Annotated in this window: 14 protein-coding genes; 7 read left to right on the forward strand and 7 right to left on the reverse strand. The window is 69.2% G+C overall.

Annotated features, from left to right (window positions below; translation table 11 throughout):
* Positions 1–27: 27 nt before the first annotated feature.
* The 3 genes from lysS (at position 28) to CIK71_RS14365 (ending at position 2,165) form a co-directional block, all read left to right on the forward strand.
* Complete coding sequence (gene lysS, locus CIK71_RS14355) at positions 28–1,536, forward strand: lysine--tRNA ligase (protein ID WP_096166423.1); 1,509 nt, start codon at positions 28–30, stop codon at positions 1,534–1,536.
* 1 nt (position 1,537) lies between these two features.
* Positions 1,538–1,705, forward strand: coding sequence for a hypothetical protein (locus CIK71_RS14360; protein ID WP_096166356.1), 168 nt, complete (start codon positions 1,538–1,540; stop codon positions 1,703–1,705).
* Positions 1,706–1,835: 130 nt separating this feature from the next.
* Complete coding sequence (locus CIK71_RS14365; protein WP_096166357.1) at positions 1,836–2,165, forward strand: histone-like nucleoid-structuring protein Lsr2; 330 nt, start codon at positions 1,836–1,838, stop codon at positions 2,163–2,165.
* A 156-nt stretch (positions 2,166–2,321) separates the two neighbouring features.
* Here CIK71_RS14365 and CIK71_RS14370 read toward each other — a convergent pair whose 3' ends face one another.
* The 6 genes from CIK71_RS14370 to CIK71_RS14395 all read right to left on the reverse strand — a co-directional run bounded on the left by CIK71_RS14370 (position 2,322) and on the right by CIK71_RS14395 (position 9,074).
* Positions 2,322–3,293, reverse strand: coding sequence for an aldose 1-epimerase family protein (locus CIK71_RS14370; RefSeq protein ID WP_096166358.1), 972 nt, complete (start codon positions 3,291–3,293; stop codon positions 2,322–2,324).
* Entirely contained in the window at positions 3,290–4,090 is an 801-nt protein-coding gene (locus CIK71_RS14375) for a LutC/YkgG family protein (protein WP_096166359.1), read from the reverse strand. The genes CIK71_RS14370 and CIK71_RS14375 overlap by 4 nt, the downstream gene beginning before the upstream one ends.
* A complete protein-coding gene (locus CIK71_RS14380; protein WP_096166360.1) occupies positions 4,087–5,685 on the reverse strand; it encodes a lactate utilization protein B in 1,599 nt (532 codons plus the stop codon). Before CIK71_RS14380 ends, CIK71_RS14375 begins: the two co-directional genes overlap by 4 nt.
* Positions 5,682–6,467, reverse strand: a complete 786-nt coding sequence (locus CIK71_RS14385; RefSeq protein ID WP_096166361.1) for a (Fe-S)-binding protein — start codon at positions 6,465–6,467, stop codon at positions 5,682–5,684. Before CIK71_RS14385 ends, CIK71_RS14380 begins: the two co-directional genes overlap by 4 nt.
* A 146-nt stretch (positions 6,468–6,613) precedes the next feature.
* On the reverse strand, positions 6,614–8,098 hold the full coding sequence (locus tag CIK71_RS14390) for a malate:quinone oxidoreductase (protein WP_096166362.1): 1,485 nt from the start codon (positions 8,096–8,098) through the stop codon (positions 6,614–6,616).
* 298 nt (positions 8,099–8,396) lie between these two features.
* Complete coding sequence (locus CIK71_RS14395) at positions 8,397–9,074, reverse strand: DUF624 domain-containing protein (protein ID WP_096166363.1); 678 nt, start codon at positions 9,072–9,074, stop codon at positions 8,397–8,399.
* Positions 9,075–9,262: 188 nt separating this feature from the next.
* Between CIK71_RS14395 and CIK71_RS14400 the strand changes: the two genes are divergently transcribed.
* From CIK71_RS14400 to CIK71_RS14415, 4 genes are all read left to right on the forward strand, one after another.
* Entirely contained in the window at positions 9,263–10,567 is a 1,305-nt protein-coding gene (locus CIK71_RS14400) for an alpha-L-fucosidase (protein WP_096166364.1), read from the forward strand.
* Between the two features lie 259 nt (positions 10,568–10,826).
* Complete coding sequence (locus tag CIK71_RS14405; RefSeq protein ID WP_217990174.1) at positions 10,827–12,140, forward strand: enolase C-terminal domain-like protein; 1,314 nt, start codon at positions 10,827–10,829, stop codon at positions 12,138–12,140.
* Complete coding sequence (locus tag CIK71_RS14410) at positions 12,124–13,170, forward strand: aldo/keto reductase (RefSeq protein ID WP_096166365.1); 1,047 nt, start codon at positions 12,124–12,126, stop codon at positions 13,168–13,170. Before CIK71_RS14405 ends, CIK71_RS14410 begins: the two co-directional genes overlap by 17 nt.
* Positions 13,163–14,053, forward strand: coding sequence for an amidohydrolase family protein (locus CIK71_RS14415; protein ID WP_096166366.1), 891 nt, complete (start codon positions 13,163–13,165; stop codon positions 14,051–14,053). Before CIK71_RS14410 ends, CIK71_RS14415 begins: the two co-directional genes overlap by 8 nt.
* 33 nt (positions 14,054–14,086) lie before the next feature.
* Here the strand turns inward: CIK71_RS14415 and CIK71_RS14420 are convergent, their stop codons facing one another.
* Positions 14,087–14,779, reverse strand: coding sequence for a FadR/GntR family transcriptional regulator (locus CIK71_RS14420; RefSeq protein ID WP_096166367.1), 693 nt, complete (start codon positions 14,777–14,779; stop codon positions 14,087–14,089).
* Positions 14,780–14,969: the final 190 nt, after the last annotated feature.

Genomic DNA, 14,969 nt, shown 5'->3' on the forward strand with positions numbered 1-14,969 from the left:
TCGGGGAGTGATGAGAGAATGCGGACCATGAGTGAGAACGCACCTGCCCTCGACCCCACGGACACCTCCGACCAGGTAGCGGTCCGCAAGTCCAAGCGGGAGCGGCTGCTGGAACGCGGGGAGGAGGCCTACCCGGTCTCGGTCCCCGTCACGACCACGATCGCCGAGGTCCGCGCGTCCTACGGCCATCTCGAGGCCGGCCAGGAGACCGAGGACCGCGTCGGCGTCGCCGGCCGTGTCGTGTTCCAGCGCAACACCGGCAAGCTCGCCTTCGTCACCCTGCAGGACGGCGCCGGTGAGCGCCTGCAGATCATGGCGTCGCTCGCGGAGATCGGCGAGCAGCGGCTGGCGGACCTCAAGGCCGATGTCGACCTGGGGGACCACGTCTTCTTCCACGGCCGGGTCGGCGCCTCGCGCCGCGGGGAACTCAGCGTCTTCGCCGAGACCTGGCGAATGGCCGCGAAGGCCGTGCGCCCCCTTCCGGTGCTCCACGCGGAGCTGTCCGAGGAATCCCGCGTGCGTCATCGCTACGTCGACCTCATCGTGCGCCAGCAGGCCCGAGACGCGGTGCGCCAGCGCGCCGAGGTGATGCACTCGCTGCGCGAATCGTTCCGCGAGCGCGATTTCGTCGAGGTCGAGACCCCGATGCTCCAGGTGATCCCCTCGGGCGCCGCGGCACGCCCGTTCGTCACCCATATGAATGCCTTCGATCTCGATCTGTATCTGCGAATCGCTCCTGAGCTGTTCCTGAAGAGGGCCGCCGTGGGCGGTCTCGAGCGGGTGTTCGAGGTCAATCGCAACTTCCGCAACGAAGGCGCAGATTCCACGCATTCGCCGGAGTTCGCGATGCTCGAGGCATACCAGGCCTACGGCGATTACGACACGATCGCGGACCTCACGCAGACGCTGATCCAGGAGGCCGCCCAGCGTGCCACCGGTTCCCAGCAGGTCACTCTTGCGGATGGTTCGGAGTACGACTTCTCCGGGGAATGGAAGAAGATCACGGTCTACGGCTCCCTCTCGGAATCCCTCGGCGAGGAGATCACCCCCGAGACGACTCCGGAGAAGCTGCGCGAGATCGCCCGGTCGCTCGACCTCGACCTGGAGCACCCGAAGTTCGGTCACGGGAAGCTGGTCGAGGAGCTCTTCGAGAACCGTGTGGGCGATCACCTCTACGAGCCCACGTTCGTGCGCGACTTCCCGGTCGAGACCAGCCCCTTGGTGCGTGCCCACCGCAGCACTCCCGGAGTGGTCGAGAAGTGGGACCTGTACGTGCGCGGCTTCGAGCTCGGCACCGGCTACTCCGAGCTGGTCGACCCCGTCATCCAGCGCGAGCGCTTCGCCCAGCAGGCCGGCCTCGCGGAGCAGGGCGACGACGAGGCGATGCTCCTGGACGAGGACTTCCTCGAGGCCATGGAATACGCACTGCCCCCGACGGGCGGCATGGGAATGGGAGTGGATCGACTGCTCATGGCGCTCACGGGACTCGGCATCCGCGAGACCATCCTCTTCCCGCTCGTGAAGCCGGAGGCCTGAGATGGATTCAGGATTCTGGTTCGAGGCCGGCGCATTGCTGCCATCTATCGGCGTGGGCCTGCTGTTCTGGTTCGTGATGCGTGCCGTGCTGCGCGCGGACCGACGGGAACGAGAGGCCCAGCGCCAGGCGGAGCAGGAATACCGGGACCTTCGCGCCTCCGAAGAATAGAAGTATCGCTCGGTACACATTTTCTGCGACGGATTGATATTCGTTCATTTCCCGTGGATACTGGGCGTCGATCGCGATCTGTACACCGGACCGCGCACCCGAGATACCCAGACCAATGAGGGAGCATCCCATGGCACGGAAGACCTATGTGGAGCTCGTCGACGATATCGACGGCGACAAGGCATCGCAGACCGTGAGCTTCTCGGTCGATGGCGTCGACTACGAGATCGACCTGTCCGACCAGAACGCCGAGAAGTTCCGCGAGGAGCTCGGTGGATGGATCGCCAAGTCGCGTCGTGTCGGAGGCCGTCGCAGCCGCGGCACCGCAGCCCGCGCCGGCGGCCCGAACGATTCCGCACGGATCCGCGAGTGGGCCCGGAGCGCGGGCTACGAGGTCCCGGATCGTGGCCGCATCTCCGGCACGATCCGCAAGGCATACGAGGACGCCCACGCGAAGTGATCGCGTAGTTCCCGCCGGGGATCGACCTCCCCGTCTGAGAAGAGCTCGTCGCCAGCAATGGCGACGGGCTCTTCTGCTGCGGGCTCCTCGTACCAGGGCTCCGGTGGGGTCACCAGGCCGTGGCCATGGGGCCGGGTCCGGGGTGACCGGGCCGGGTTACCAGCCCCGGATGGACCAGGCGGCCTCGTGCTGCAGTCCAGGGCTGAGGCGCACCACGTCGGTACCGCTGCGGAAGGCATCGGGCGGGCAGGTCATCGGTTCGACGGCGAGCCCGAGACGGTTCTGCTCCGGCTCCGGCCGATCCGCGGTGTGGATCTGCAGCCACGGGCACTCCTCCCCGGCCGTGAGCTCGACGCCGGTGCCGCCGGGCGCCGTGACGGAGACGGTCAGATGGCCGTCCTGGTCCCGTCCGAGGTCGGTGAAGGCATGGTCGATGAACTGTGACCCGATGACACGTGCGGAGCGGAAGTCGAAGTCGCTGCCGGGCGCGACCGGCTCGGTCCCCGTGGGGAGCAGACGGTCCTCGGTGACGGTCAGCACGGTGCCGGCCTCGACCTGGAGGGACCAATCGTCCAGCGGCTCCGGACCCGCGACCAGGTACGGATGCGGGCACACCCCGTAGGGGGCGTCCCGGTGTCCGATGTTGCGGGCGGTGACGGTCGTGGTCAGGCCGGACTGCGGGTTCAGCGCATGCCGGACCGTCAGCTCCAGGTGGAACGGGTACCCGGGGGAGGGGAACAGCTCGGTGCGCAGCTGGACCGCCTCTGTCGTGGTGGACACGGGGGAGAAGGGCTGGAAGGACACCAGACCGTGCAGGGCGTTTCCTCGCTCGGGCTCGGTGAGTGCGGCCTGGATCTGCTCCCCGTCCCAGGTGTAGGCGCCGTCCCCGATGCGGTTGGGCCACGGGGCGACGATCGCGCCCCGGTAGAACTGGATCGGTCCCTGTTCCGGGTTGCGGACCAGCAGATCCCGGCCGGAGACGGTCAGGGACTCGAGCACGGCGCCCACGGCGGAGACCTCGGCGCGGTACGTCCCCGCGGTGAGGGTGAACAGCTCTCCGCGGTCGCGGCCGACGTCGGCCCCCGTGGCGTCCGGGGCAGGGATACCGGTGGGCTCGTACTCGTTCATGCGGTCTTCTCCTGGGTGGGGTTCGTCGAGGAGCGCTTCGCCGTCGGCTTCCGCGCGGAGGCCTTCTTCACGGCCGCTTCGGCCTCGGCCTCGGGATCCGGTTCCGGCTCGATGAACACGATGTCGAGCCTGCGCGGGCCATGGACGCCCTCGACCCGGCTGAGCTCGATGTCGCTGGTCGCGCTCGGCCCGGAGACCATCGTCCAGGCCGCCCGCGGATCCTCGGCCATGCGTTCGATCGCCTTGGGGACGCCCAGCACCACCTGGTCCTCCTCGACCACCACGACGTGATGATCGGGGACCAGGGTGATCACCCGGCGACCGCCGATGCCGTCCGCGCGCAGCACGAGGGTGCCGGTCAGGGCGATCGCGGTATGGCAGCCGGTGAGCACGGCATCGATGTCGTCGAGCTCGCGAGGGCCGGCGGTCCCGTCGTCCTGGGAGACGTCGGCCGTCACCGATGAGGTCCAGGCCTCGGGCAGCTCGGGCGGCACGATCACGCGGGCGGCGTCGCCGAGCGCCTCGGCGATCACCGCGGCTGCGCCGTCGGCCGTGGTGCGGTGCACGACGGCGGTGTAGTCCTCCAGGCGCTGCACGAGCACGTCGCGCACCTTCCCGCGGTCGGTGGAGACCTCCTGCTTGTCGTCGGCCCGCTGGTAGGCGCGGGGCACGTCCTCGGCATCGGTGACCTCGTCGCGGCGCGGGACCGCGAGCGCGGAGCGCACCCTGGCGAGGATCTCGTCCTTGGCGCTCACACCGGGGGTGCGAGTGGGGCGCTCGTCCGTCCAGTCGCTCATGCCTGCTCCTCGTCCGTGGCCGGGCCGTCTGCGGCAGCATCGGGGCCGCCCGTGCGCGAGTCGCTGCTCGGCGAGTCGGGGTTCTTGGCTCGGTCCCGCTCCCGGGCGTCCCACCAGCTGCGGAAGGACGTGCCGGGCTTGGGCAGGTCGCGGTGGTCGGTCCAGCCCGGAACCAGCGGAAGCATGCCGGGGAGCTTGCCGATGTTGTCCCCGGGCAGCACCTTCGACAGCGGCCCGGCCGAGCGCACCGCCTTGTCGTAGGCGCGCGGGGAGCTCATCAGCTTGCTCGCGCCCTTCATCGCCACGTCCCAGGTGCCGCGGAACTGTCCCGAGGTCTCACGGCGCTGATCGACGTCCTCTGCGCGCATGTGCACCAGGATCTTGGGGATGTCGATCTTCACCGGGCACACGTCGTAGCAGGCACCGCAGAGGCTCGAGGCATAGGGCAGCGACGTGTTCGGGTCATCCGGACCGTGCATCCCCGTCATCTGCGGCGAGAGGATCGCACCGATGGGGCCGGGATAGGTGGAGCCGTAGGCATGGCCGCCGGTGCGCTCGTAGACCGGGCACACGTTCAGGCAGGCCGAGCAGCGGATGCAGTGCAGCGCGCTGCGGCCTTCGGGGTCCTCGAGGACGGCGCTGCGACCGTTGTCCAGCAGCACCAGGTGGAACTCCTGCGGTCCGTCACCCTCGGTGACGCCTGTGAACAGCGTCGTGTACGGGTTCATCCGCTCTCCGGTGGAGGAGCGGGGCAGCAGCTGCAGGAAGACCTCGAGATCCTGGAAGGACGGGACGATCTTCTCGATCCCGACCACGGAGATCAGGGTCCTGGGCAGTGTGAGGCACATGCGGCCGTTGCCCTCGGACTCGACGACCACCATCGTGCCGGTGTCGGCGACGGCGAAGTTCGCCCCCGAGATGGCGACCCCTCCGGGGAGATCCAGGAACTTCTCGCGCAGGAAGCGGCGGGAGGCCTCCGCCAGTGCGGCGGGATCATCGGTGATGTCCGGGTCGATGTCCGGCATGGACCGCAGGAAGATGTCCCGGATCTCCGCGCGGTTGCGGTGGATGGCCGGGACCAGGATGTGGCTGGGGGTGTCTCCGGCGAGCTGCACGATAAGCTCGGCGAGGTCGGACTCGATCGCGTGGATGCCCGCGTGGGCAAGGGTCTCGTTGAGCCCGATCTCCTGGGTCGCCATCGACTTGACCTTGAGCACCTCCTGCGCATCGCGCTCGAGGGCCAGACGGGTGACGATCTCCCCGGCCTCGTCGGCATCGCGGGCCCAGTGCACCACGCCGCCGGCGGCGGTCACGGAGTCCTCGAGCTGCTCCAGCAGCTCCGGGAGATGATCGGTGACCTGCCATTTCAGGGCACTGCCGGCGTTGCGCAGCTTCTGCCAGTCCCGCACCTCGCGGACTGCGGAGGCGCGCTTGGTCTGGATGGTGGCGGTGGCATGGCGCAGGTTGCCGCGCAGAGTCTCGTCGCCGAGCTCCGAGCGGGCGGCGTCCGGGAACGACTGCGTTCCGCGCAGGTTCGAGGAGGGCGAGGCATGCTGGGGTCGGATGGACGGGATGCCGAGGTCGACGGTGCTCATGAGGCTCTCCCCAAGATGGTCTGCGAGGGCACGAAGGGCTCCTCCCGGGTGGAGGCGAGGATCTGGGCGAGGTGCACCGACTGCGGTGCAGCGCCGTTGCGACGCAGCTTGCCGCCGATGTTCATCAGGCACGAGGCATCGCCGGCGACCACGAACTCGGCGCCGGCGGAGACCACGTTCGCGGCCTTGTCGGTCACCATCGCGTCGGACGTGGCGTCGTTCTTCACCGAGAAGGTGCCGCCGAACCCGCAGCAGGTGTCGGACTCGGGGAGATTCCGGACCTCGATCCCCTCGACGGCCCGCAGCAGCTTCACGGGGCGGGCGCCGACCTTGAGTACCCGCATCGAGTGGCAGGTCGGGTGATAGGTGACGCTGTGGGGGAAGTAGGCGCCGACATCGGTCACCTTGAGCACGTCCACGAGCAGCTCGGAGAGCTCGTACGTCTTCGCGGAGACGGCGGCGGCGCGCTCCTCGAGCTCGCTGTCGCCCTCGTGCTGAGCGACCAGCTGGTGCTGATCGCGCACACAGCCCGCGCAGGACCCCGACGGCATCACGATCGCGTCGATGCTGTCCAGCGATGGCTCGTAGGTGTCCACGAAGCTGCGCACCACGGGGGCGGCCTCCGTGTAGTAGCCGGTATTGGTGTGCATCTGCCCGCAGCAGGTCTGCCGCTTGTCGAACACGACCTCGTGGCCGAGCCGCTCCAGCAGGGTCACGGTGGCCCGGGCGACGTCCGGCGCCATCACGTCCACCAAGCACGTGGTCATCAGCGAGATGCGCATCCGCCGTCCTTCTTTCCTGGTCGTCTTCCTGGCCGACGTCCTGGTCGGCCTGGTCCTGCTCGATCGGGGTGTCCTGCGGTGAACCGCCGGGCCTGCCGGCGACGGACGGGCCGTCGGCCTCCCGGACAGGAAGCCGACGACGCCGCTCAGGGGTGCTCGAGCCCCAGCGAGTGCGCCGTCGCCTCGAGGGAGCGGTGCGCGGCGTCGGGATCGTCGTTCAGCGAGGTGCCCCAGCTGGGGACCATCTGCGAGATCGTCGGGCGCCAGCCCTCGATGCGGTCGGGGAACATGCGCTCGAGCAGGTTGAGCATGATGCTCGTCGCAGTCGAGGCGCCCGGGGACGCGCCCAGCATGCCGCTGATGGAGCCGTCCTGCGCGCTGATCAGCTGCGTGCCGAACTGCAGGACTCCGTGCTTGGTGGCATCAGGGGCGATGACCTGGACGCGCTGGCCCGCGGTGACCTCCTCCCAATCGGCGTCGACGGCGGAGGGCATGTACTCCAACAGCGCCTCGAAGCGCTGGTGCCGGGTCGCCGCGACCTGGGAGATCAGGTACACCATGAGATCCAGGTTCGGCGGGGCGACCGCCATCATCTGGGTGAGGTTGGAGGGCTTCACCGACGCGAACAGGTCGGTGTAGCTGCCGGACTTGAGGAACTTCGGGGACCACCCCGCGTACGGCCCGAACATGAGCGAGCGCTTCCCGTCGACGTGACGGGTGTCGAGGTGGGGAACGCTCATCGGCGGCGCGCCGACGGCGGCCTTGCCGTACACCTTCGCATCGTGACGGGCGATCACGTCGGGGTTCGTGCAGCGCAGCCACTGGCCGGAGATCGGGAACCCGCCGAAACCGCGGATCTCGTCGATACCGGACTTCTGGAGCAGCGTGAGAGCCGCGCCGCCGGCGCCGACGAAGACCTTCGGTGCCCGGACCACCTGGATCGAACCATCGGTCGTGGAGCGCACCATGACGCCCCAGTCCGTGCCCATCCGGCGCAGATCGATGACCTCGGAACCGGTCGCGACCGTCGTGCCGCCGCGGCCGGAGAAGTCCAGCAGCTGATTGGTCAGCGCTCCGAAGTCCACATCGGTGCCGTCGGGCGAATAGGTCGCGGCGATCGTCTCCGTGACGGGACGGCCCTCGGTGACCAGCGGCGCCCACTCCTCGAGCTTCGCGTGCTCGGTGGTGAACTCCATACGGTCGAACAGCGGGTTCGCGGTCAGCGCCTCATGGCGGCGACGCAGGTAGTCCACGCTCTCCATCCCGTGCACGAAGCTCATGTGCGGCACGGAGTTGATGAAGGAGGAGGGGTCCCCGATGCGGTCGTTCTCGACCAGGTGCGACCAGAACTGCCGGGACACCTGGAACTGCTCGTTGATGGTGATCGCCTTGTGGGGGCTGACCGATCCGTCGACGTCCTGCGGGGTGTAGTTGAGCTCGCACAGTGCGCTGTGACCGGTGCCGGCGTTGTTCCAGCCGTCACTGGACTCCAGGCCCAGCTGGTCGAGCTTCTCGAGCACGACGATGTGCCAATCCGGTTCGAGCTCGGTGAGCATCGCGGCGAGTGTGGCGCTCGCGATCCCGCCGCCGATCAGCACTGCGTCAGCACGGGTCACGTCCAGGTCTGCCATGTTTCTCCGTTCAAGCGGTCTCGGGGCGCACCGGTGCGCGCCGCGTGAACGGTCTCGCGCGTCGAGGTGGCCGTGCCCACCAGGGTAACCCTGGTCCTGTCGCGAGGAGGTATCGGAACCGGCTTTCCGGACCAGGGACCCGGGCAGGTGGTCCGGGCCGACGTCCGGGTCGACAGTCAGGGGCGAGGGCCTGGGGTGAGGGTCTCGGCCGATGGTCTGGTCTGACGGTCCGGGCCGAGGGACCGGACCGACAGCCCGGAGCGATGCGTCGCAGAGGTCGAGGGGTCCCTGCCCGGGCTCACACGGTCGCGGCGCTGCGCGCCTCGAGATCCTCCAGCAGCAGCTCGACCCTCCGGCCGAGCAGGGCCGTCGCGACGACGATCATGGTCGCCGCACCGAACAGGAAGGCCAACGGCCACAGGAACGAGCACACCACGATCCACACCCCGAGCAGCAGGATCAAAGCGAGGAACCGCGCCGGCACGGTGCCGGGCACCAGGAGCGCCAGCCGCCACGCGACCAGCAGGTCCTGCCGTCGCACTCGGGGGACCGCCACGAGCACCGCGGCGCTGACCGTCGACCAGGTGGCGCTGACCACGGCCAGGCCGGCCAGGATGAGCGGAGCCACCGAGCCGGAGGCCCCGCCGCCAATCACGATCCAGATCATCGAGACGGAGCCCAGCTGGACGATCATCAGGGGAAGCAGCCGCAGAGTGGCCGTCACGAACTGTCGCCTGTAGCTCTCCCACATCACAGGCAGCGCCTTCACCTTCGCCCCGTGGCGAGATGCTCGAAAGGCGTCAGCGGCGGCGACACTCGCGGGGGCGACCCCCAGTGCCACGAGGCCCAGGAGGCTGAGGAGCATCCAGACGAGGTTGATCCGCAGGACCAGATAGACCAGCTCGACCCCTTCGTTCAGGCGCGTCACCCAGACGGGGACCTCCGTCGGGCCCGCAGGTGTTCCGGTGCGATTCATGGAGGCAGGCTATCGGCTCCGTGTGTGAGGCCGTGCACAGCGTCCAAGGGGCACTCTCAGCAGAGAACCGATGTCTCTACAGAGGGGTGTCACGTAGCGATCGGCGCCCGCTGCAGAATTCACGTCTGTCTCGGGAAATCTTCACCCGGCGGTTCATCAAAGGCCCGATCTTTGGTGGAATGGGTTCCATGCACAGCACCCGGCGCGCCGACGCGCTCTCCACTGCTCCCGCTGTTCTCGCTCCGACACCCGCCCAGCTCGCGTGGCAGAAGGACGGACTCGGCGTCTTTTTCCATGTCGGGGTGAACACCTTCGCCGGGAAGGAATGGAGCGACGGCACCCTGGCCCCGGACACGTTCGACCCCAGCGATCTGGACGCTGACCAGTGGGTGCGCACCGCCCAGGACCTCGGGGCGAAGTACGTGGTGCTCACCGCGAAGCACCACGACGGCTTCTGCCTCTGGCCCACGGCGACCACCGCGTACTCCGTGGCCTCCTCGCCCTGGAAGGACGGCGGCGGAGATGTGGTGGCCGAGGTCGTCGATGCCTGCCGTCGGCACGGGATGAAGCTCGGGCTCTACCTCTCGCCCTGGGATCGGAACGCCCCGCAGTACGAGGACCCCGAGACCTACGACGAGTTCTACCTCGCACAGCTGCGCGAGCTGTGCACGAACTACGGAGAGCTGCATGAGCTGTGGTTCGACGGTGCCGGATCGGCCGGTCGTGAATATGCCTGGGACCGGATCGGCGAGGTGATCGCGGAGCTGCAGCCGACGGCGATGGTCTTCAACATGGGCCCCGCCACGATCCGCTGGGTGGGGAATGAGGATGGCCTGGCGGCGGATCCGGTCGAGTACGTCACCACCTCCACCGACCTCAACAACTACGACGAGGACGTCATCGAGACCGGCGAGGCCGTCTACCTGCCGCCCGAATGCGACGTCTCGCTGCGCAAGGGCTGGTTCTGGCAGCCGGGGGAGGAGCCCAAATCACTCTCTCACCTGCTGGCCATCCACGATCGATCCATCGGCCTGGGCGCCAATCTGCTGCTGAACATCCCGCCGGACCGGCGCGGTCGCCTCGACGAAGCCGATGTGGAGCGTGTCAGAGAGCTCGCCGAGGCGTTGCAGCAGCGGTTCGGCGATCCTGTCGAGGCCGTGCTCGAGACGGGTGGCGCAGGCGCCGTCCGTGCGCAGTTTCCCGCCGGGAGGACCTTCGACCATGTCGAGATCCACGAGGCGCTCGAGGAGGGGCAGCGGGTCGCCGCTCACCGGGTCCTGCTCGAGGACGGCACGGTCCTGGCCACGGGCGGGAGCATCGGCGTGCGGCGCATCCATCGCCTCGAGACGCCGGTGCAGTCAGACTCGCTCGTCGTCGAGGTCGACGGGCCAGGTGCAGTGATCGAGTCCGTCGCCGTGCACGACGCCGGCGACGCACCGACTCCTGACTCGGACATCGCATACAGCGCGACCACGCAGAGGCCCGTGTCCTGAGGCCGAGGTTCTGAGACGTGGTGGGTCGGCCTGCGCCGCGCGTGTCCGACGCGCACCTCCTCAGGGGATGCGCCCTTCTAGAGGTAGGAGGTCTGCGGACAGCGGCGCGGACTGTGTTGCGCGGCCGGCGCGACCGAGCGCCGTAGATGGTGATGCTCAGCCTTGCGTCGGCCGCCGTCCGTCCGTAATCTACGTCTAGACATCGGAGGACTGTGGGAGGAACGCTCACAACCTGATCCGAGCAGATTCGAGGAGAACCGTGCCGACCATCAGTGACCTGCGTGTGCATGACGTCCGCTTCCCGACCTCACGGGACCTGGACGGATCAGACGCCATGAACCCGGACCCGGACTACTCGGCCGCCTACGTCGAACTGCTCACCAGCGACGGTGAGACGGGCGAGGGCCTCGTGTTCACCATCGGCCGGGGCAACGATGTGCAGTGCGCGGCGATCGAGGCGCTCGCCGGCCATGTCGTGGGCCGGGACGTCGATGCCCTGCTCTCGGGGTTGGGCGACTTCTCCCGCGAACTCGTCGGCGATTCCCAGCTGCGCTGGCTCGGTCCGGAGAAGGGCGTCATGCACATGGCGATCGGCGCCGTGGTCAACGCTGCGTGGGACCTTCGTGCGCGCCGTGAGGGCAAGCCGCTCTGGCTGCTGCTGGCAGAGCTCGCCCCGGAGCAGATCGTCGACCTGGTCGACTTCCGCTACCTGTCCGACGCGCTCACCCGGGACGAGGCGCTCGAGATCCTGCGACGCACGGAGCCCGGGAAGTCGCAGCGCATCGCCGCTCTGCAGGCCGACGGCGTCCCGGCCTACACGACCACCCCGGGATGGCTCGGCTACAGCGACGAGAAGCTCATCCGGCTGCTGCGCGAGGCACGCGACGAAGGCTTCGACATGGTCAAGCTGAAGGTCGGCGCCGACGTCGAGGACGATGCGCGACGCATGCGGATCGCCCGCGAGACGATGGGGGAGGGCTACCCGATCGCGATGGATGCGAATCAGCGCTGGGATGTCGCGGACGCCGTGGCCTGGCTCGAGCGGCTGGCTCCCTACGATCCGGCGTGGATCGAGGAGCCCACCAGCCCCGATGATGTGCTGGCCCACGCCGCGATCCGTCGGGCGATCGCCCCGTTGCGGGTGGCCACCGGGGAGCAGATGCAGAACCGCATCATCGCCAAGCAGCTCCTGCAGGCCGGAGCTCTCGACGTGCTCCAGCTCGACGCCTCCCGGGTCGGAGGGGTCAACGAGAACATCGCGATCCTGCTGCTGGCCGCGAAGTTCGACATCCCCGTCTGCCCGCATGCGGGTGGAGTGGGCCTGTGCGAGCTCGTCCAGCACTACGCGTTCTTCGATGCCGCCGCCGTCGCCGGACCGCGCTCGGACCGCTACATCGAGTACGTGCACCACCTCCACGAGCACTTCGAGGATCCCGTCGTGATCGACCAGGGTTCCTACGCCGCACCCACGAATCCCGGTTCGGGAGCGCGAATGCACGAGCGCTCCGTCCAGGAGCACCTGTTCCCGCAGGGCGACGTCTGGAAGGATCTGAGCGATGCCGACGCCTCCTGACACCGCCTCCGCCGGCCCCGCCGGTCCCACTGATCCCGCCGGTCCCACTGACCCCTCTGGCCTCTCCGGTGCTGCGGCGCCGGATGCGCCTGCGCGTCGTCGGCGCAACCCGTTGCCGGAGCTCGGCTTCGGAGCTGCTCAGCTCGGCAACCTCTACCGCGTCACCACCGACGACGAGGCGCGCGGCGCCGTCGACGCGGCGTGGGAGGGCGGGATCCGGATGTTCGACACCGCGCCGCACTACGGCATCGGGACCAGCGAGCGGCGCCTCGGGGCTCTCCTCGCGGACCGTCCCCGGGAGGAGTATGTGCTCTCGACCAAGGTGGGGCGGCTGCTCGTGCCCGGCCCCGGTGACGGCGACGACATGGAGCATGAGTTCGCCGTTCCGGACGATCACATCCGGGTGTGGGACATGAGCGGTCAAGGGATCCGGCGCAGCCACGCGGAGTCCCTCGAGCGGCTCGGCCTGGACCGGGTTGACATCCTGTATCTGCACGACCCGGAGGAGGGCCCCACCGAGCAGGCGTTCGCGGAGGCCCTGCCCACTCTGGCCGCGATGCGGGAGGAGGGCCTGATCAGCCGCATCGGCGTCGGCTCCAAGGACGTGGACGTCCTCACCCGCGCCGTGCGCACCGGCCTGGTGGACGTGGTCATGGTCTCCGGTCGCTACACCCTGCTCGAGCAGCCCGCCGCGGAGCAGCTGCTGCCCGCCTGCCTGGACCATGAGGTGGAGGTGGTCGCGGTATCCGTCTTCAACTCCGGGATCCTCTCCCGGCCCACGGTGCCGGACCGCGCGAAGTACGAGTACGGCGACGCGCCCGTCGATCTCCTGCAGCGTGCTCGCGAGCTGGCCGCGCTCGCCGTGCGCTACGGCGTCGAGCTCCCCGAGCTGGCGATCCGCTACCCGCTGCGGCACCCCGCGATCTCCTCCGTCGTGCTCGGGATGCGCACCGCCGATCAGGTGCGCCAGAACATCGAGCGCTGCCTGCGGGAGATCCCCGAGGAGATCTGGGAGCAGATCGATGCGTGAGGTCCGCACGGATGCCCACCTGCACCTGTGGGATCTCGCCGGAGGCGGTTACGGCTGGCTCGCGGAAGCCCCCGAGGCTCTGCGACGGAACGCCCGCTGGGACGCGGCTGCGCCTCAGCTCGACGCACTCGGGGTGGAGCGCGTGGTGCTCGTGCAGGCCGACGACACCCGGGCGGACACCCTCGCGATGCAGGAAGCGGCCACCGCGATCGAATCGAGCGCCAGGAGCAGGCCCGGGGCTACGGGAGTGCAGTGCGTGGACGTGGTCGCGTGGCTGCCCTTGGCCGATCCCGGTGAGTGCGCGCGCCTGCTCGGGGACGGTACGGCGATGGCCCACGTCGTGGGCGTGCGCCAGCTGATCCACGACGATCCGGATCCCGGCGTCCTGGATCGCGCCGAGGTGCGCGAGAGCCTCGGCCTGCTCGCCGCCAGGGGCCTCCCGCTCGACGTCCCGGACGCCTTCCCCCGGCATCTCGACCAGGCCGCGCGCGTCGCGGCGGAGGTGGAGGGCCTGGTGGTGGTGCTGGACCACCTGGGGAAGCCACCGCTGGGGGACGTCGCCGAGATGCAGGAGTGGGAGCGGTCCCTGCGGGGCGTCGCGGCGCAGAAGGGCACGGTCGCCAAGATCTCCGGCCTCTCGACCAGTGGCCGGGGCTTCGCAGCGTCCGGCGCACTGCGCACCGCCCTCGACCTCGCCCTCGAGGTGTTCGGGCCGGAACGCCTGATGTTCGGCAGCGATTGGCCGATCGCGCCCACGCCCTTCGACCTGGGATCGGGGACCGGGCCGCTGCTCGAGCTGCTGGGGGAGCTGCCGTCCGAGGATCGTGCCGAGATCATGCACGGCACCGCGCAGCGGGTCTACCGGCGGCTCTCGACCGCCTGATCCCGCGCTGATCCCGCGCGGGGCGGGCCCCGCTCAGCCGGCCGAGAGCCCCTTCTGGATCCAGCTCTCGACCCCGCCGATATGGGCAGCGGCATGCACACGCGCCAGATCCGCCCGACCGGCGCGCAGCGCGTCGAGGATGCGACGGTGCTCGGCGAGCGTCGCCTGCACCGCGGAGTCCTCCGTGAGCCCGCGCCATACCCGGGCGCGGGCGGTGGCGCTCGCGAGCCCTTCGAGCATCGAGGCGAGGTAGGCGTTGGGGCACCGGCTCGTGATGAGCTGATGGAAGTCGATGTCTGCCTGGACGAGATCCTCGACCGAGGAGTGGTCCGAGAGGTCGACCATGAGCTGCTCGAGCCGCTCGAAGTCATGGTCGCTGAGGTGCGGGCAGGCCTGCTCGACAGCAGTGGGCTCCAGCAGGCGGCGCACCTCGAGGATCTGTCCCTCACCCGATCCCTGATGCAGGTCCAGGATGAATCCCAGCGACTCCACCAGCAGGCTCGGGGCGAGGGAGGTGACATAGGTGCCATCGCCCTGGCGCACGTCCAGCACACGGATCACGGAGAGGGCCTTGACGGCCTCGCGCAGGGAGTTGCGGCTCACGCCGATCCGCTCGGCGAGCTCCTTCTCCGGCGGCAGACGGTCCGACGGACCGAGTTCGCCGTCGATGATCATCTGCTTGATCGCATCGATCGCACGGTCCGTCACAGCATGCGGTGCTGGCATCGTGTCCCACTCCTCGCCGGACCGGCGTACGTGCCGGTCACGCATCGGTTCGATGCTAGTCGAAGTGGGCTGCACCCGGGAGTCGAACGGGCGTGCCCGCCCACGGCGGGCCGGTTCTCGCGAACCGCAGAGCGGGGGAAGCACGACGGGCCCGTCCGGGAACCTTGACCGTGCGGGTTCGTCGGGGATC

It is taken from the genome of Brachybacterium alimentarium, assembly GCF_002332425.1.
In the GTDB taxonomy this organism is placed as follows: domain Bacteria; phylum Actinomycetota; class Actinomycetes; order Actinomycetales; family Dermabacteraceae; genus Brachybacterium; species Brachybacterium alimentarium.